15 protein-coding genes are annotated in these 18705 nt (G+C 72.1%); 14 read left to right on the forward strand and 1 reads right to left on the reverse strand.

The annotated features are described in order from the left end of the window. Positions 1-76 precede the first annotated feature (76 nt). Positions 77-769, reverse strand: coding sequence for an FCD domain-containing protein (locus tag ABZT47_RS32105; RefSeq protein WP_354850518.1), 693 nt, complete (start codon positions 767-769; stop codon positions 77-79). Between the two features lie 108 nt (positions 770-877). On the opposite strand from ABZT47_RS32105, the gene ABZT47_RS32110 reads away from it, so the two are divergent. From ABZT47_RS32110 to ABZT47_RS32175, 14 genes are all read left to right on the forward strand, one after another. Beyond that, on the forward strand, positions 878-1654 hold the full coding sequence (locus tag ABZT47_RS32110; protein ID WP_354850521.1) for a (Fe-S)-binding protein: 777 nt from the start codon (positions 878-880) through the stop codon (positions 1652-1654). 145 nt (positions 1655-1799) lie between these two features. Beyond that, positions 1800-3221 (forward strand): lactate utilization protein B, encoded by a 1422-nt coding sequence (locus tag ABZT47_RS32115; RefSeq protein ID WP_354850524.1) that lies wholly within the window; start codon positions 1800-1802, stop codon positions 3219-3221. 146 nt (positions 3222-3367) lie between these two features. After that, positions 3368-3985, forward strand: coding sequence for a lactate utilization protein C (locus tag ABZT47_RS32120; protein WP_354850527.1), 618 nt, complete (start codon positions 3368-3370; stop codon positions 3983-3985). A 133-nt stretch (positions 3986-4118) separates the two neighbouring features. After that, positions 4119-4592 carry a hypothetical protein gene (locus ABZT47_RS32125; RefSeq protein ID WP_354850529.1) on the forward strand — a complete coding sequence of 158 codons (474 nt, stop codon included), beginning with the start codon at positions 4119-4121 and terminating at the stop codon, positions 4590-4592. Then, on the forward strand, positions 4589-4906 hold the full coding sequence (locus tag ABZT47_RS32130; protein WP_354850531.1) for a transcriptional regulator: 318 nt from the start codon (positions 4589-4591) through the stop codon (positions 4904-4906). Before ABZT47_RS32125 ends, ABZT47_RS32130 begins: the two co-directional genes overlap by 4 nt. Next, a complete protein-coding gene (locus tag ABZT47_RS32135) occupies positions 4899-5813 on the forward strand; it encodes an ATP-binding cassette domain-containing protein (protein ID WP_354850534.1) in 915 nt (304 codons plus the stop codon). Before ABZT47_RS32130 ends, ABZT47_RS32135 begins: the two co-directional genes overlap by 8 nt. Next, a complete protein-coding gene (locus tag ABZT47_RS32140) occupies positions 5810-6982 on the forward strand; it encodes an ABC transporter permease (protein ID WP_354850537.1) in 1173 nt (390 codons plus the stop codon). Before ABZT47_RS32135 ends, ABZT47_RS32140 begins: the two co-directional genes overlap by 4 nt. A gap of 257 nt (positions 6983-7239) precedes the next feature. Further along, positions 7240-8349: a GNAT family N-acetyltransferase gene (locus ABZT47_RS32145; protein WP_354850540.1), complete on the forward strand. Its 1110-nt coding sequence runs from the start codon at positions 7240-7242 to the stop codon at positions 8347-8349. A 245-nt stretch (positions 8350-8594) separates the two neighbouring features. Beyond that, a complete protein-coding gene (locus tag ABZT47_RS32150) occupies positions 8595-9929 on the forward strand; it encodes a sirohydrochlorin chelatase (RefSeq protein ID WP_354850543.1) in 1335 nt (444 codons plus the stop codon). Positions 9930-10298: 369 nt separating this feature from the next. Next, a complete protein-coding gene (gene cobT, locus ABZT47_RS32155; RefSeq protein WP_354850546.1) occupies positions 10299-11429 on the forward strand; it encodes a nicotinate-nucleotide--dimethylbenzimidazole phosphoribosyltransferase in 1131 nt (376 codons plus the stop codon). A 247-nt stretch (positions 11430-11676) separates the two neighbouring features. Continuing rightward, positions 11677-12702 carry an agmatinase gene (gene speB, locus ABZT47_RS32160; protein ID WP_354850548.1) on the forward strand — a complete coding sequence of 342 codons (1026 nt, stop codon included), beginning with the start codon at positions 11677-11679 and terminating at the stop codon, positions 12700-12702. Positions 12703-12757: 55 nt separating this feature from the next. Beyond that, positions 12758-13993 carry a uroporphyrinogen-III C-methyltransferase gene (gene cobA / locus ABZT47_RS32165; RefSeq protein WP_354850551.1) on the forward strand — a complete coding sequence of 412 codons (1236 nt, stop codon included), beginning with the start codon at positions 12758-12760 and terminating at the stop codon, positions 13991-13993. After that, positions 13990-16959: a hypothetical protein gene (locus ABZT47_RS32170; RefSeq protein WP_354850553.1), complete on the forward strand. Its 2970-nt coding sequence runs from the start codon at positions 13990-13992 to the stop codon at positions 16957-16959. Before cobA ends, ABZT47_RS32170 begins: the two co-directional genes overlap by 4 nt. Then, positions 16956-18602: a GTP-binding protein gene (locus ABZT47_RS32175; RefSeq protein ID WP_354850556.1), complete on the forward strand. Its 1647-nt coding sequence runs from the start codon at positions 16956-16958 to the stop codon at positions 18600-18602. Before ABZT47_RS32170 ends, ABZT47_RS32175 begins: the two co-directional genes overlap by 4 nt. The last annotated feature ends 103 nt before the right edge of the window (positions 18603-18705 follow it).

The following is an 18705-nucleotide window of genomic DNA, read 5'->3' on the forward strand; positions in this document are numbered from 1 at the left end:
AGTTCCATGCCGGTGCTTCGGTGCTTCGGTGCTTCGGTGCTCCGGTGCTCCGGGGGCCGGACGGCCGGCGGAAGTCCTAGAAGAGCTCGGGGTAGGCGTGGGCCAGGTGCGCGGTCACGGCGTCGACCGCGGTGGCGGCGTCGCCGCAGACGATGGCGTCGTGGATGCGGCGGTGGTCCTCACGCAGCACGCGCGTGTCGCCGAGCCGGTCGACCGCTTCGATCGCGTACTTGCGCATCGCCCCGCGCAGCGCGCGCATCACCGCGGCGATGAGCCGGTTGCCCGACGCCTCGGCGATGGCCACGTGGAAGGCGATGTCGTGTCGCACGAAGTCCTCGGCGCTCGCGGCGGCCTCCATGGCCAGCATCGCCTCCATCAGCGCCTCGGCGGGCTCCGGCAGGGGGGCGGCGCGCGCGGCGTGTTCGGCGGACCAGCGTTCGATCATCAGGCGGGTGTCGATGACCTCGCGCAGCGAGAGGCTGGACAGGCCGAGGCTCAGGCGCAGCAGGTCGGTCAGCGCGCTGTCCGGCCGGGAGGTGAGCACCGCCCCCGCGTCCGGGCCGCGGCCCACCTGCGAGGACACCACCCCCAGCGTCTCGAGGACGCGAAGCGCCTCGCGGACCGAGGACCGGCTGACCTGGAGCTGCTCGGCCAGTTGCCGCTCGCCTGGCAGGCGGTCTCCCACCTTGAGGCCGTCGTCGGCGATGCGCCGTTCGACCTGGAGGAGCACCTCCTCGAACGCGCGCGTGCGTCGCGTGCCGTCCGCCACGTGACCGTCCCTCTCGCCTGGAGTATGGTCTGACCATACTCGGTTCCAGGGGCGTCCACCGGCGCGTTCGTTCCGGGTAGGTCCGGAGCGTCTTGAGGAAAGGCCGCGATGCGGGTCGCACTGTTCATCACGTGTGTCAACGACACGCTCTTCCCGGACACCGGCAAGGCGGTCGTGACGCTGCTGCGCCGCCTCGGATGCGAGGTGGAGTTCCCCGAGGCCCAGACGTGCTGCGGCCAGATGCACGCCAACACCGGCTACCGGGACGAGGGCGTCCGGCTGGCCCGGCACTTCCTGGACGTCTTCGCCGGATACGACGCCGTGGTGACGCCCTCGGGGTCGTGCGCCGCGATGGTGCGCGAGCAGTACCCGAAGCTGGCGGCGGGCATGGGCGCCACGCGGCCGGCGGCGTTCGCGAGCGCCCACGCGGGGCGCTCGCCGTTCGCGCGGGCGGTGGCCGAGACGGCGCCCAAGGTGCACGACCTGTCGGAGTTCCTGGTGGACGTGCTCGGCGCCACCGACGTCGGCGCCTATTTCCCGCACCGGGTGACCTACCACCCGACGTGCCACTCGCTGCGCGGGCTGCGCGTCGGCGACCGCCCCGCCGCCCTGCTGCGCAACGTCCGGGGCCTCGAGCTGGTCCCGCTGCCGGGGGCCGAGGAGTGCTGCGGGTTCGGAGGCACCTTCGCGGTCAAGAACGCCGCCGTCTCCTCGGCCATGTGCGCCGACAAGGTGGCCAACGTCATGACCACCGGCGCCGAGGTGCTCTGCGCGGCCGACAACTCCTGCCTGATGCACATCGGCGGCACGCTGAACCGCCAGCGCTCCGGCGTCCGGGTCATGCACCTGGCGGAGATCCTCGCGAGCACCGAGGCCGAGCGGTGAGGCGGCCCCTGTCCGCCCGCGAGGGAGCCCTGTCCGCACGCGAAACGGTTCTGTCCGCCCGCGAGGGAGCCCCGTCCGCTTGCGAAGCGGTCCTGTCCGCCCGCGAAGGAGCCCCGTGCTTCCACACCTGTGAAGGAGACACGCGATGAGCGGCCCCGGGCAGGGCACCTTTCTCGGAATGCCCTCCTTCCCGCGCAACGCCGAGAAGGCGCTGGCGGACTCCCAGCTGCGGTTCAACCTGCGCAAGGCCACCCACACCATCCGGGCCAGGCGCGGCGCGGTGGTGTCGGAGCTGCCCGACTGGCACGAACTGCGCGAGGCCGGGCGCGCCATCAAGGACGACGTACTGCGCAACCTCGACCGCTACCTGGTCCAGGCCGAGGAGGCCGTCGTCAAGGCGGGCGGCCACGTCCACTGGGCGTCGGACGCCGCCGAGGCCGACCGCATCGTCACCGGCCTGATCAAGGCCACCGGCGAGACGCGGGTCATGAAGGTCAAATCCATGGCGACGCAGGAGATCGACCTCAACGAGGCCCTGGAACGCGAGGGCATCACCGCCTACGAGACCGACCTGGCCGAGCTCATCGTCCAGCTCGGCGACGACTGGCCTTCGCACATCCTGGTGCCGGCCATCCACCGCAACCGCTCGGAGATCCGCGAGATCTTCCTCGCACACATGGGGGAGTGGGGACGTCCCGCCCCCGAAGGGCTGGGGGACGAGCCCGGCACGCTCGCCGACGCCGCCCGGCTGCACCTGCGCGAGCGCTTCCTGTCCACCAAGGTCGGCGTCTCGGGCGCCAACTTCCTGATCGCCGAGACCGGCACGCTCGTCGTGCTGGAGTCGGAGGGCAACGGCCGCATGTGCCTCACCCTGCCGCGGACCCTGATCAGCGTGGTGGGCATCGAGAAGGTCCTGCCGACCTGGCGCGACCTGGAGGTGTTCCTGCAGCTTCTGCCGCGCAGCTCCACGGGGGAGCGCATGAACCCCTACACCTCCATGTGGACCGGTGCCGCGGAGGGCCAGGAGTTCCATCTGGTGCTGCTGGACAACGGCCGCACCGACGTCCTGGCCGACGAGATCGGGCGCCAGGCACTGCGCTGCATCCGCTGCTCGGCCTGCCTGAACGTCTGCCCGGTCTACGAGCGGGTCGGCGGCCACGCGTACGGCTCGGTCTACCCGGGGCCGATCGGGGCCATCCTCACCCCGCAGCTTCGCGGCATGACCTCCGAGCTGGACGCCTCGCTGCCGTACGCCTCCAGTCTGTGCGGGGCGTGCTACGACGTGTGCCCGGTGGCCATCGACATCCCCGAGGTGCTGGTCCACCTGCGGGCCAAGGCTCCGCACGCCCCGGCCGAGCGGGCCGGGCTGGCGGCCGCCGGCTGGGTGCTGGACAAGCCCGTGCGGCTGCGGAGCGCCCAGCGCCTCGCCACCCGCCTTCGCGGGCTGGTGCCCAAGACGCACCTGCCGGGCCCCGGCGCGGCCTGGACCGCCACCCGGGACGTGCCGCCCGTGCCGCGCGAGTCGTTCCGCGACTGGTGGCGGCGCACGCAGGAGGAGGACCGATGAGCTCGCAGGGAGATATGGTCTCGGTGCGCGTCCGGAAGGTGGGCCGATGAGCTCGCACAGAGGGGTGATCGTGGCGTGCGTCCGCGAGGTGGGTCGATGAGCTCGTGCGGAGGGATGATCGTGGCGTGCGTCCGCGAGGTGGGCCGATGAGCTCGCGCGAGGCCATCTTGGCGCGCATCCGCTCGGCCGTCGCCGGCGCGCCGCCGGTGGAGGTGACGCGCGGTTACCGTCCTTACCGGGATGAGCCGGGCGACGTCGAACTGTTCGCCGAACGGGTCCGCGACTACCGGGCGACCGTGCACGCCGTCCCCGCCGGCCAGGTGGCGGCCACGGTCGCGGACGCGCTGGCCCGCCGGGGCGCGCACCGCGTGGTCGTCCCCGGCGGGCTGCCCGAGGAGTGGCTGGGCGCGTTGCCGTCCGGCGTCGAACGACTGGGCGACGTCCCGCCGCCGTCCGCCGCCGAGCTGGACGCGGCGGACGGCGTGGTCACCGGCTGCGCGGCCGCCATCGCCGAGACCGGCACGATCATCCTGGACGCGGGCCCCGGCCAGGGACGCAGGGCCCTCACCCTGGTGCCCGACTACCACCTGTGCGTCGTGCGCGCCGGGCAGATCGTGCCCGGCGTCCCCGAGGCGGTCGCGCGCCTGGACGCGTCGCGGCCGATGACGTGGATCAGCGGCCCGTCGGCGACCAGCGACATCGAGCTGAACCGCGTCGAGGGGGTGCACGGCCCCCGCACGCTCGAGGTGATCATCGTCCTCTGACGTCCACCTCGTCCGCCCCGGTACGGCTGCCGCGCGCCGTGCCGGGGTTCGTTGTTCTCAACGTCCGGTGAAGCACTTGAATGGGAGTTGAGTGCTTGCTAACTTGTTGAGTACAGGAAAGGGGGATGAGGGCATGAACGCCGGTGACGATCAGGGTGCGGGGACGCACACGGGCTCCGACACGGACATGAGCGCGGGCGAGGCGCTCGCGCAGATCGGCCGCGTGCGCAGGAGCGTCGGACGGTCCGCCGCCGCGATGGGGTGGCTCTACCTCGTCTGGGGCGTCGCGGCGCTGCTGTACTGGCCGGCGATGTTCTTCGCCTCGTCGCCCATCCCGCGGATCGCCGGCATCGCCTGGCTGGCGATGACCGCGCTGTCCTTCGTCTACGCCTACGGCCTCGGCGTCTACGGCCACTCCCGCCTGCACTCGCGGGTGGCCCTCGTCTGGGTGGCCGTCATGGTCGGCGTGGCGCTGTTCGGGTACTACGTCATGCCCGAGCGGCCCTCCGGCTGGTGGGTGGCCGCGGGCCTCGCCGCCGCGGTCGCCGCCGCCGTCCCCGTGCTGTACGCCGCCTGGCGCCTGCGCCCCTGGGACGGCGCCAGGTGACCGAGAGCGGCGCCCACCCCCGCCACGACCTGGACCAGCTCATCCACACGCCGGTCCGCCTGTCGATCATGGCGGCGCTGGCCGCCGCGGACAACGTGGAGTTCCGGTTCCTGCGCGACACCATCGAGGTCAGCGACTCGCTGCTGTCCAAGCACATGCTGACCCTCGAAGAGGCCGGCTACGTCAAGGTCGAGAAGGCCTTCATCAGCAAGAAGCCCGGCACCTGGCTCTCGCTCACCCCCCGGGGACGCGAGGCCTTCCGCGAGTACGTCTCGGTGCTCGAGAAGATCATGAAGGGATCCCCCCATGCTTGAGGTGGAAGGGCTCGAAAAGCGCTACGGGGACACCGTCGCGCTCGACGGCGTGAGCCTGACCGTTCGCCCGGGCGAGATGTTCGGCTTCGTCGGCGCCAACGGGGCCGGCAAGACGACCACCATGCGCATCGTGATGGGCGTGCTCGGCGCCGACGCCGGGCGGGTGCGCTGGAACGGCGCGCTCGTCGGCCACGACACCCGCCGCAGGTTCGGCTACATGCCCGAAGAACGCGGGCTGTACGCCAAGATGCGGGTGGCCGAGCAGGTCGAGTACTTCGGCCGGCTCAGCGGCATGGCCGCGCCGGACGCCCGCCGCTCCGCCGACGCCCTCATCGAGCGGCTGGGCCTGGCCGGGCGGCGCGGCGACGACGTCGACAGCCTGTCCCTGGGCAACCAGCAGCGCGTCCAGCTCGCCGCCGCGCTCATCCACGATCCCGAAATGCTCGTCCTGGACGAGCCGTTCTCCGGCCTGGACCCGATCGCCGTCGACGCGCTGGCCGGGGTGCTCGCCGAGCGCGCCGCCGCCGGGGTGCCGGTCGTCTTCTCCAGCCACCAGCTCGACCTGGTCGAACGGCTCTGCGACTCGGTCGGCATCATCAAGGCCGGCCGCATGGTCGCGGTGGGCACCGTCGCCGAGTTGCGCGCACGGGAGTCGCGCAAGCGCCTGCGCATCGTCGTGACCGGCGCCGAGGCCGGCTGGGCCGACCGGCTGCCCGGGGAGATCGTCGCCAGGACCGACCGCTCGCCGCTCGCGGCGGCCGAGGAGCACGAGCGCTACGACGAGGTGATCCTCGTCCCGACCGACGACCAGGAGGCGCTGCGGCTGGCCACGCGGGCCGGCCGGGTCCAGCACTTCGGCTGGCAGGAGCCCGGCCTGGCCGACATCTTCCGCGAGGTGGTCGCGTGAACCCCATCGTCCTGGTCGCCCGCCGTGAGATCACCGTGCGCGGCCGCACCAAGGGATACCGCTACGGTCTGCTCGTCACCGCCGTGCTGGTCGCCGTGCTCGCCATGCTCCCCAAACTGTTCGGCGGCCCGGACGACCACGCCATCGGGCTCGCAGGCGCGCGGGCCGACCGGCTGCAGGCCGCGCTCAGCGCCCAGGCGGCGCAGGACGCCGACCGGTCCATCAAGGTCACGCGCTACGCCGACGAGGCTGCGGCCCGCGCGGCCGTCGCCGCGGGCGACGTCGAGGCGGCGATCGTGGACAACACCTCCGTGATCTCCAAGACCGTCCTGGGCACCGGACTCTCGGTCCTGCTCGACACCGCCCACCGCATGGTCACCACGGAACAGAATCTCGCCTCGGCGGGCCTGGATCCGGCGAAGGTCGCCCAAGCCCAGCAGGTGCCGGTCATGTCGAGGGTCACGCTGAACGGCAGCGGCGAGGACGCCACCGTCCGGATGGTGATCGCGTTGACCATCGTCGTCGTCCTGTTCATGCTGCTCCTCCAGATCTGCACCTGGGTCGCGATGGGCGTCGTGGAGGAGAAGGGCAGCCGCATCGTCGAGATCCTGCTGACGCTGGTACGGCCATGGCAGCTGCTGGCCGGGAAGGTCATCGGCCTCGGCGTGCTCGGGCTGTCCCAGCTGGTCGTCATCGCCGCCGTCGGGCTCGCCGCCGCGCAGATCTCCGGCGCGGTGCCCCACCTGCCCGACGGCACCTACGGGGTGGTGGCCGGCGTGGTCGTGTGGTTCCTGCTCGGCTACGCCTTCTACGCGGCGATGTTCGCCGCGATCGCCTCACTGGTGTCGCGGCAGGAGGAGCTGAGCGGCGTTCTGAGCCCGGCCACGATGCTCATGACGGCCTCCTACCTGGTCGGGTTCTTCGTGGGCCAGTCGCCCGATAGCACGCTGGCGCGGGTGCTGTCCATCGTCCCGCCGTTCTCCTCGATGCTCATGCCGGTGCGCTCCACCGTCGTGCGGGTGCCGGTGTGGGAGACCGCCCTGGCCATGGGCCTGATGGTGGCCGCGGTGGCCGCCGTTCTGTACGCCGGCGGGCGGGTCTACCAGCGGGCGGTGCTGCGCACGGGCACCCGGGTGCGGTGGAGCGAGGTGCTGCGCCGCCACTCCTGAACCCCCGCGGCCTCCGGGCGGCCTCCGCGCGGCTTCCTCGGACGGCTCTTTGACCACCGCGGCTTCCGTGGACGGCCGTGAACTCCTGCGGCCTCCGCGGACGGCGCCCGGCGTGCGCGTCCGCTGGGACCGGTGTGACGGGAGACCACGTGGTCCCGGCCGAACCGGCGCACCGTACCGGTTCACCCGGGCCCGCCAAGTTGCGGACACCCCCCCTTGTGCGATGAGCTGATGTGTCCGCACAAGGGGGATGAAGATTGACCGGCTTCGATCAGCACCTGACGATCACCACCCGGCGGCTGCTCCTGCGGCCCTTCGGCCCACGGGACGCCGACCGGGTGCGCGCCATCCTCGAGTCGGGTGCGCAGTTCCTCCCGCCGGGCGTGCCCGGCCATCCGTCCGGCGTGCCGCAGTGGCTCTCGTACGGCGTGCACGAGCTGTGGCGCTCCGGCCAGGGCATCCACCTGGCCATGGTCGCCGAGGGCACTGTCGTCGGCGCCATCAGCCTGTTCAAGACCGTCTGGGGCGCCGGGACGGCCGAGGTCGGGTACGGAGTCCACCCCTTGCACCGTGGCCGGGGGTACGCCCCCGAGGCCGTCAGCGGCCTGACCGAGTGGGCGCTCACCAAGGGCGGCCTGCGCCGCGTCGAGCTGCGCGCCAACCTGGACAACACCGCCTCCCTGCGCGTCGCCGAGAAGTCCGGATTCACCCGTGAGGGGCTGCTGCGCGGCGCGGGCTACGAGGACGACGGCCCGCACGACCTGGTCGTGTTCGGGCTGCTCGCCCGCGACCTGGCGATGGGCCCGCCCACGATGAACGGCCGGGGCTTCGGGACGGGCGTGCGCCTCGAGAGCGAGCGGCTCATCCTGCGCCCCTTCACCGGGACCGACGCCAAGGACGTCTTCGAGGCCGTCGACGGCGACCCCGAGATCAACCGCTGGATGCCCTGGGCCGCGGGATACGACCTGCAGAGGGCCTACGAATGGTGCACCAGGTTCGCCCATGTGGACTCGGTGAACGGCGTGCAGTTCGCCATCGAGTCGAAGGCCGGCGGCCGCCTGGCCGGGTCCGCCGGCATCCAGCGGGCCGACTGGGAACGCGGCGACGTCGAGGTGGGCTACTGGATCTCGCCGTGGGCGCGCCGCCAGGGCATCGCCTGCGAGGCGACGCGCGCCGTCAGCACGTTTCTGATGATGCGCGGCTTCCACCGGGTCACGCTGCTGGTCGCCATCGGAAACGTGGCCAGCCAGGCCGTGGCCCGCAAGGCCGGCTTCACCGAGGAGGGCGTCCTGCGCGGGGCGCTGCCCATCTCCGGCGGCATATCCGACGCGGTCCTGTTCAGCCTGCTCAAGGGCGAGACCGTCTGACGAGACCGTTCGATGCGCCCTCCCGGCCGCACCCGGACATCCGATCACCCACTGAGGTCGCCGAATTGCGCGCTGTGACGATAGGAAGGCATCTCCAGGGTACGTAAGGCCCGCGGGCCGGACGACCATGAACGGAAGGTCTGGGTTCGCCCAAAAGGTGGGCAAAGGCATGTCCAAGCGTTGACAGATTCAGATATCCTCGCGACCCGACCAGAAAACCGCAGGTCAAAGGATCGGAGATCCATATGAAGCCGCCGCTTCTGCTCATAGGGCACGGCGCCCACGATGACACGGGCGCGGCAGAGTTCGGCCGCTTCGTTCACCGACTGCGGTGCCGTCTGGACCAGGTCGCCGCGGACGTGTCCGGTGGCTTCGTGGCCAAGGGCCGGCCGTCGCTGAACGACTCCGTGGCCTCTCTCCTCGCCCGCGGACACCACCGCCTCGTGACCGTCCCGCTCGCCCTCGGTGACAATGGTGATATTCCCGCCGAGATCGCTCGAGCGCAGGTCATGCACCCCACCCTCAGCTGCGACCTCGCCCGCCCGCTCGACGCCTCACCCCAGGTGCTGGGCCTGATGGCCGAGCGGCTCGCGGACGCGCTCGCCGAGATGCCCCGGCTCGCCTCTGTCACCGTGGGGGACGAGCACGGCGAGGCGGCCTGGGAGCCGATCTCCCCTGCCGAGACCGCCGTGGTGCTGGTGGGGCACGGGTCACCGGACACCGCCGCCAACGCCGAGGTCCACCGCGTGTCCCGCCTGTTCTGGGAGACCCACGCCGCCGACCTGCTGACCGTCGAGACCGCGTACGTCTCCGACGCCCCGCCGTCGGTCGCGCAGGGCATCGAACGCTGCCGCCGCCTGGGCGCCAAGCGGGTCGTCGTGCTTCCCTACCTGCTGTTCGCCGGCGGTGTCCTCGAACGCATCTGGGCGGAGGCGCTGGCCTACGCCGCCGGGCACATCGACCTCGACGTGCGCTGCGCCGAGGTGATCGGCGACTGCGAGGGCCTGGCCGACCTGATCATCGACAGATACGAACAAGCCCTCCACGCCGCCTCCCCATGGCCGAGCCACCAGAACGGCACCCCCTTCGCCCTGCGCACCCCCTTCGACGCGGACACCGCCGCCTTCGCCCCGGACGCCCCCTTCGACGCGGACAGTGCCGCTTTCGACGCGGACACCCTCTTCGAATCGGACACCCTCTTCGAGGCGGACACCGTCTTTGAATCGGACACCGCCTTCGGGGCGACCACCGCCTTCACGGCGACCGCCGCCGCTTTCGGCGCGGACACCGCCGCCTTCGGCGCGGTCGAAGGGGAGTTCCCGGCGTTCACCGATCCCGTCGAAGCCGTCCTCGACCCCGCCGACGAGCCTCTGTCCCTGGAAGGACTGGACTCCCTCCCGGCCCCTGAAATCCTCGAAGACCCGACCGCCCCCGTCCTGCGAGGCGCCGACGTCCTGCGCGAAGACGACCTGCTACGGGGAGACGACCCGCTACGGGGAGACGGCGTGCTGGGCGGAGACGAACCCCCCGTCCGCCGCCTGACCCGCGACCAGGCCACCCTCGCCGAAGGGCTCGTGTAGCCCGTCCTGCGGCTTCCCGGGCGCGCAGGTACGGTTGTCCTCCCCAAGTCGCCGCTGCCCGTGCCTCCGCCTTGCCGCCCTACGCCCGGCCGTCGACCCTGCTCGCGAGTGCCCTGACCCAGGCTCTCCCACCTGTGTCGGCTTTCCTTCGGCGCCGGGCCGGCGAGAGGGAGGGCGGCTATCCGGCGCCGCTCGCGGCGGGAACCCGGTGACCTTTCGTGGCCGGGGCCGGCCGGGGCCCCGGATGGCGAGGTCGGGAGCGCATGCGCGAGACTTCCTCGGCGCGGCAGGTCGTTCGCGAGGTTTCCTCCGCGTACTCCCTGGCGGCGAAGTGGTCGGGCCGCCAGGCCCCCCGGCGGAAGGACTGGTGTGATCGTGCACGATGGCCCCCTGGCACGCACCCTGGCGGCGATCAGGCCCGCCGACACCGAGGCGATGGACCTGGCGCGAGCCCATCAGGACCGCCTGACCAAGCCCCGCGGAGCGCTCGGAGCCCTGGAGGACGTCGCCGTACGCCTCGCCGGCGTCGCGGGGGCCTGCCCGCCCCCGCTCCCGGCTCCCGCCGCCCTGGCGATCTTCGCCGGTGACCACGGCGTGCACGCCCAGGGGGTCACTCCCTGGCCGCAGGAGGTCACCACCCAGATGGTGGCGAACTTCCTCGCCGGCGGTGCGGTGGCCAACGCCTTCGCGGCCCAGGCCGGCGCGTCGGTGACCGTGGTGGACGTCGGAGTCGCGGCCGACCTGCCGGAGGCCCCCGGCCTGGTCTCCCGCAAGGTCGCCTACGGCACGGCCGATCTGTCGCAGGGCCCGGCCATGACTCTCGACCAGGCCGTCGCGGCACTCGAGGCGGGCATCGCCGTCGCGGTCGACCTGATCGACGCGGGCGCGGCCTGTCTGATCACGGGCGACATGGGCATCGCCAACACCACGGCCTCGGCCGCGCTCATCTGCGCCTTCACCGGACACGACCCCGCGCTGGCCACGGGAAGGGGCACGGGCGTCGACGACACGACCCTCGAGCTCAAGATCGCCGTCATCCGCCGCGCCCTTGAGATCAACAACCTTTCCGCACCCCCGGCGTCAGCGGCCTCCCCGGGCGTGTCCGAAGGCGTTCCGGAGGCGCTGCGCACGTTGGCGGCGGTCGGTGGGTTGGAGCACGCCGCCCTGGCCGGGTTCATCCTCGCCTCCGCCGCGGCCCGCGTCCCCGTCATCCTGGACGGGGTGATCGCCGGATCGTCGGCCCTGGTCGCCGCCGCGCTGTCCCCGCACGCCATCGACTACTGCGTGGCGGGCCATCGCTCGGCCGAGCCCGGGCATGGGCTCGCGCTCGACCATCTCGGCCTCCGAGCGCTGGTCGACCTGGAGCTCCGTCTGGGCGAGGGCACCGGCGCGCTGCTCGCCTACCCGCTGGTCGGCTCGGCGGTCCGCGTCATGCACGAGGTCGCGACCTTCGACTCCGCCGGCGTGACCGACAAGGACACCCGGCCCACGTCCCCATGACCGGGAAGGAACGCCCACCTCGGGATCAGAGAAGCGACGTCCGCGTCCGGGACCCCTGACGGACGCGGACGCGCGCCCGAAGCCGTGGACGCTGATCGAACGCCGGATGGCCCATGTCGGTGGTGTGAGGCGCCGGCTTCGGTGGCGTTCCGGGAAAGTCGGCTAGCAGGGGAATTCTGCCGACAATGCGGTTAAATGGTGACGTTCTGCTGTCAGGCGTGATTGGACCACGATGCGTTACGGCCCGATGTTCGGACCCGACATCACCTTCCTCGGCGTGGAGCGCTGCGACCTCGGCGATCCGGCGAGCTTCGAGGGAGCGGACGTCGTGATCGTCGGGGCGCCCTTCGACGGCGGCACCAGCAACCGCCCCGGCGCCCGGTTCGGCCCGATGGCCCTGCGGCAGGCGTGCTACCTGCCCCACGACGGATCGCGTCCGAGCCTCGCTCTCCGCGTGGATCCCCTTAAGGACCTCAAGGTCCTGGACGCCGGCGACGTCGAGTGCTTCTCGGGCGACATCGAGACCTCCATCCGCAACATCGAGGAGGCCGTCCACACGATCTCCGCCTCCGGAGCCGTCCCGCTGATCCTCGGCGGCGACCACACCGTCGCCCTTCCGGACGCGCGCGGCGTCGCGCGCCACCACGGGTACGGCCGGGTCTCCATGATCCACTTCGACGCGCACGCGGACACCGGCGACGTCGAGTTCGGCAACCTCTACGGGCACGGCCAGCCGATGCGGCGCCTCATCGAGTCCGAGGCGATCCGCGGCGACAGGTTCCTGCAGATCGGGCTGCGCGGATACTGGCCCGGCCCCGACACGCTCGACTGGATGGCCCAGCAGCGCATGCGCTCCTACGAGATGACCGAGATCGTGGAGCGCGGGCTCACCGAGTGCCTGACCGAGGCGTTCGCCATCGCCACCGACGAGTGCGACGGGGTGTTCCTCTCGGTGGACATCGACGTGTGCGACCCCGGGCACGCGCCGGGCACCGGCACTCCCGAGCCCGGCGGCCTGTCCTCCCGCCAGCTCCTCGACGCCGTCCGCCGCATCTGCTACGAGCTGCCGGTGGTCGGCATCGACGTCGTCGAGGTGTCCCCGCCGTACGACCACGCGGACATCACCGCCTACCTCGGCAACCGGGTCATCCTGGAGGCGCTGTCGGCCATCGCGCGCAGGCGCGAGACGGCCGCGGGAGGCGAGCCCTGGGATCCGCGAAAGCCGCTCCTGGAAGGCAGGCGAGCCGTGCCTCCCGCGGCGGCGGGCCTGTAGGTTTACCTCACGGACAACGGGTTTTGCCTCTTCCCGGGAAAGGGAACACCGTCCCATGTCGTCGCCCTACCTGCTCGGTCTACGTCTCAACGGCAGGCGTGTGCTCGTCGTCGGCGGCGGGCGCGTGGCCCAGCGCAGGGTGCCCACTCTGCTCCAGGCCGGCGCGTCGGTCACCCTGGTGTCCCCGAGCGTGACGCCCGCGCTCGACGACCTCATCGCCGACGGCCTGGTGGCCTGGGAGCGCCGCCCGTACCAGGTCGGCGACTGCGACGGGGCCTGGCTCGTCCAGGCGTGCACCGACGAGCGGTCGGTCAACGCGGCGATCGCCGCCGAGGCCGAGGCCAAGCACATCTGGTGCGTACGCGCCGACGACCGCGACGCCTCCGCCGCCTGGACGCCCGCGAGCGGACGCGTGGACGAGATCAGCGTCGCGATCACCGCCGGAGGCGACCCGCGCCGCGCGGCGGGCATCCGGGACGCCGTGGTCGACGCTCTGCGCGACGGCACGGTGGACGCGCGCCGCGACCGCACCAAGCCCGTCGGTGTCGCTCTGGTCGGCGGGGGACCCGGAGACCCCGGCTTGATCACCGTGCGCGGGCGCCAGTTGCTGGCCCAGGCGGACGTGGTCATCGCCGACCGGCTCGCACCCCGATCGGTGCTGGACGAGCTCGCGCCCGACGTCGAGCTCATCGACGCGGCCAAGATCCCCTACGGTCGCTATCTCGCGCAGGAGAAGATCAACGAGCTGCTGGTCGAGCACGCCAGGAAGGGCCGGTTCGTCGTCCGGCTCAAGGGCGGCGACCCGTACGTCTTCGGCCGCGGCGGCGAGGAGGCCCTGGCCTGTGCGCGGGCCGGCATCCCCGTCATCGTGGTTCCCGGCGTCACCAGCGCGGTGGCCGTTCCCGCCGCCGCCGGCGTCCCGGTGACCCACCGGGGAGTGAGCCAGGAGTTCCACGTCATCTCCGTCCACGTCGCGCCCGACGATCCGAGATCAACTGTTGACTGGGCAGGACTGGCGAGATCACAGGGAACCCTGGTACTTCTGATGGCTGTTGAACGAATAGCCATGATCGCTGACACCCTGCTACGCGAGGGACGTTCGCCGGAAACCCCCGTAATGGTCGTACAGGACGGTACTCTTCCGACCCAGCGAGCTCTTTATGCCGACCTCTCCACGGTGGCGGAGCGAGTGATCGCCGCTGGGACGCGGCCGCCGGCGATCGTGGTCGTCGGTGACGTCGTCAAGGTCGGCCAGGAGATCGAGATGGTTCGAGCGGAGCGGGTTCCGTGAAATCGGCTGCGAGGAAGACCGAGCGGGCCGATGAACACACCGAGCAGTCGGGTGAAACGGTGATCGAGGGCAAGGATTCCCCCGAGGCCCCGGAGGAGCGGACGGTAACGTTCCAGGCGATCCGGGGCGATGACGATGGCCCGGCCGCCGCCGCGCCCGCCGACGCCGCCGCGCCCACCGCCGCCGAGTCCGCTTCCGCCGAGTCGGCCGCCGCCGATTCCGTCGACACCGATTCCGTCGACACCGATTCCGTCGAAGCGGAGTCCGTCGACGCGGAATCCACCGACAGCGAGTCCGCCGACGCTTCCGCCTCTGAGGACTCCTCCGGCGGTCCCGCCGCCGACCTCGCCCCCTCGACCGTCGACGCGGATGACCCGACGGCGGCCACCGCCGACGTCCAGGACCCTGTGCACGCCGGCGACGTCCCGGGCGTCGAGGACGTCCAGAACCCGGACGACACCGGCGACGCCGAGGATGCCGACAACCGGGATGACGTCCAGACCTCGGGCAACAGCGAGGACAGCGGCAACGTTGAGACCTCGGACAACGTCGAGATTTTCGGAAATGTCGAGAGCGCCGGCGCCGCGGACGACGTCGACGCTCCCCATGCCTCCGGCCCGGTCGACGACGCGGCCGCCGGCGCCGATGATGCCGGGGACGTTCGGAACCTCGACGATGTCGAAGGCGCCGACAACGCGGCGGCCGTCCAGAACGCCGACGAAGCCGACAATGCCAACAGCGCCGACGAAGGCGACGGCGACGGCGCCGAGCCCGCCGATGGCCCCGGCGACCTCGGGAACGACGACTCCGGCGACCCTGGAAACGACGACCTCGGGAACGCCGAAACCCTCCGGCACCACGAGGACGCAGAGGACGCCGAGGGTTCAGCAACCGCCAAGGGCCCAGGCGCCGCCGAGGATGCAGAAAGCGCCGAGGGCGCAGGCGGCGTAAAGGGCGTTGGGGGCGCGGCGGACGACGCCGGAGGCTTTCAGCCGGTTGAGGACATCTGGCACGCCCGCGTGACGCCGGCCGGCGATGACGCCGCCACCGACGCTCCGGAGGCGGCGCCCACGTCCGACCCGACCGCGGGCAGCCTGTTCCAGCCCGCACGCTCGGCGGCGACCGCCGAAGCCCGTTCGGTCTGGGAGTCCCACGCGAACGCCTCCTCCGTCCCCGCGACCACCGCCCAGCCCGAGTCCTCCACAGGCTCGGCGGATCATCCAGAAGCGGACCCAGGCCCGGACGCGCAGCACGATCCGTACAACCGCGTGCGCGAGGTGGCGCTGCCCAAGCCGGTTTCGCGGGCGCTGACGGCGGCGCTCACCGGGCTGCGTGACGCCGTGAGCGGGGTCCGGCTCGGTCTGGAGGTCCCCGGCGTCGTGGAGGCCCGCAAGGCGCAGGCCGAGATCCTCGCCCAGATCAAGAACTACGTCATCCCCCGGGTGCACATGAGCACCGCGCCGGCGCTCATCGCCGTCGCCGGGTCCACCGGGGCGGGCAAGTCCACGCTGGTGAACACCTTGGCCGCGGCCAAGGTCAGCGCGACGGGCGTGCGCCGTCCCACCACCGGGACGCCCGTCCTGGTCTGCCACCCCGACGACGGCGAGTGGTTCGCGAAGGGTGACGTGCTCGGCGGCCTGGTCCGTCTCGACCGGCCGGCGCCCGGCAGCGGGCTGGACAGCCTCGTGCTCGCCACGAGCGAGCGGCTGCCCCCCGCGACGGCGCTGCTCGACACCCCCGACATCGACTCGGTGGTGGAGACCCACCACGAGGTGGCGCAGCGGATGATGGACGCCGCCGACCTGTGGATCTTCGTCACGACCGCCACCCGGTACGCCGACGCGCCCGCGTGGAACCTGTTACGTCTGGCCAAGGAGCGCGGCGCGCGCATGGCGATCGTGCTGTCCCGGGTCCCGCCGAAGTCCCGGGACGTGATCGACAAGCATTTCGCCCGGATGCTCCAGGAGTACGGCCTCGGCGAGATCGACCGGTTCGTGGTCAACGAGGTCGCCGTCACCGCCGGCCGCCTTCCCGAGGAGGAGGTCGCCGACCTGCGCATGTGGCTCACCGAGCTGTCGGTCGACGACCAGCGCCGCGATCAGGCCGTCCGGGCGACCCTCGAAGGGGTCCTGAACAGCTTCCGCGGTCGCGTGCCCGCACTGGCGCGGCACATGGAGGCCCAGGTCGCCCTCCGGGCCGAGCTGCGGACCGACGTGGACGCCGCGTACATGGGCGCGCTCGCCGAGATCGACGACGCGATGAGCAACGGCTCGCTGCTGCGCGGAGAGGTCCTGGCCCGCTGGCAGGACTTCGCGGGCTCGGGCGACCTGATGAAGACCTTGCACCTGCGCCGTCCCGGCCGCCTGGCCACCAAGACCGCCCAGCAGGCCCCCGCCCGCCTGCACGCCTTCCGTTCGGCGCTCCGCTCCGGGCTCGAGGCGGTGATCGTCTCCTCGGGGCAGCGGGCGGCCGAGGAGGTCATCGCGAGGTGGCGTCAGCGCGACGGCGCCGGCGACCGTCTGGCCGAGACTCCGGGACTCGGCCGGCCGTCCGACGAGTTCGCCCGCCGGGTCGGCCGTACCATCGGGGCCTGGCAGGAGCACGTCATCGGGCTGATCCGCTCCGGCGGGGTGACCAAGCGCACGGTCGCCAAGCTGGTCGCCTTCGACGAGGAGGCGCTCTCGATGGTCTTCATGATGGGTCTGCTCGGCTACGGGAGCTCGGAGGTCGCCGCGGTCTCCGGCACCGGCACCCTCCCCGAGCGGCTGCTGCGCGGCGTGCTCGGCGCCGAGGCGCTGCGCAACATCGGGACCAAGGCGCGCAGCGACCTGCGAGCCCGCATCAGCGTCCTCTTCGACGAGGAGACGTTCAGATACGTGCAGGTGCTCGACGAGGCGGGGATCCCCGACGAGGTCGCGGCCAAGCGGCTCTACCAGGCAACGTACAACCTTGAGGTCGCCCGATGAGTGTCAGCGTTCGTCCGGGGACGACCGATACGCGAAGCGATCTGGCGTACCGGCTCTCCGCCTTGGCGAAGATCGTGGAGCTCGGTCCCGGCAGGGTCGATCCGGCGCTGATCGCCGAGTCCGGCCAGTTGCTGCTGCGCGCCGGCGACCGGCTCAAGCTGTCCGGCGAGCACACCGTCGTCGCCCTCGCGGGAGGGACCGGAAGCGGCAAGTCCTCGCTCTTCAACCGCATCTCCGGGCTCGAACTGTCCCCGACGGGGGTGCGCCGCCCGACGACCGCGCGCACGCACGCCTGCGTGTGGGGCCTGGACGGGGCGGGGCCGCTGCTCGACTGGCTGCAGGTGCAGTGGCGCCACCGGTTCGCCCGCGCGAGCGCCCTCGACCGGGGAGAGAGCCAGCTCCACGGGCTGATCCTGCTCGACCTGCCCGACCACGACTCCATCCGGGCGATCACCGACCACGAGGCCGACCGGCTGATCCAGGTCGCCGACCTGATCGTGTGGGTGCTCGACCCGCAGAAGTACGCCGACGCGGCCACGCACACCAAGTACGTCTCCGAGCTGGCGGGGCACGAGGCGGTCACCGTGTTCGCGCTCAACCAGGCCGACCGGCTGGCGCCCGAGGAGCTCGCCGAGTGCGTCGTCGACCTGTCGGACCTGCTGAAGCGCGAAGGCGTGCAGCATCCGCGCATCGTGCCCACCTCGGCGACCACAGGCAGGGGAGTGAACAGCCTCAAGAGCGTGCTCGCCGAGTCCGTCGCCCAGCGGCGGGCCGCCGTCCAGCGCCTGGAGGCCGACCTCAACCGCCTCATGGGCAAGCTCGCCAAGGTCATGCCCGCCCCTGAGGCCCTGGCGGTGCAGCCCACCGTGGACCTCGCCCGGCAGGAGGGGCTCACCGACGCCCTCTGCGACGCCGTCGGCGTCCCGGCCGTCGGCGAGGCTCTGGAGAACGTCTACGGCGTGCGCTCCATCGACTGGGTCGGCTGGCCCTACGCGCGCTGGGCCGCGCGGCTGCGCCCCGACCCGCTGCACAGCCTGCGTCTGGGCAATCTGCGCGACGAGATCAGGGCCGTGACCGCGGCCTCGGTGAGCGCCCAGCCCGCCGAGGTGGAGAACGCCGTCCAGGCCCTCGCCGACGGCCTGAGCTCCGGAATGCCCGAGGCATGGCGCAACGGCGTCCGGGATGCCGCCCGGTCTCAACTCGGCAAGCTGCCGGAGGTCCTGTCCGGCGAGCTCGCCGAGATCGCCCCGAGCCTCGACCGCGTGCCTCGCTGGTGGTGGCTGCTGAAGATCTGGCAGTACCTGCTGGTCGTGCTGTTCGTCGCCGGCGTCGGCTGGGCGGGGGCCATCCTGCTGTACGGCGTCTTCAAGATCGGCCGAGCGCCGGCCGAGCTGCTGGGCGATGTGACCACGCTGCCATGGCTCGGGCTCATGATCGTCAGCGTGCTGGGGCTGGGCCTGTTCTCGGCGATCGCGAGCCGTAACTTCGTGGTCCTCGGGGCCGGCAACGAACGCGAGCAACTCGAACGCGAGATGCGCCGCCGCATCTCGGCCGTCTCCAAGCGGATGGTCGTCCAGCCGGTGGAACAGGAACTGCGCCGCTACAACGAATTCTTCGCCGCCCTGACCTCCGCCCGCCGCTGAGCCATCGGTCGCCGAGCCACCCCTCCGCCCGCCGCTGAGCCGTCCCGCCTCTGAGTCATCCCCTCCCGCGCCGCCGGGCCATCCCTCTTCGGAGACCGGGCCC

Source organism: Sphaerisporangium sp. NPDC005289, assembly GCF_040607455.1.
Taxonomy (GTDB): domain Bacteria; phylum Actinomycetota; class Actinomycetes; order Streptosporangiales; family Streptosporangiaceae; genus Sphaerisporangium; species Sphaerisporangium rhizosphaerae.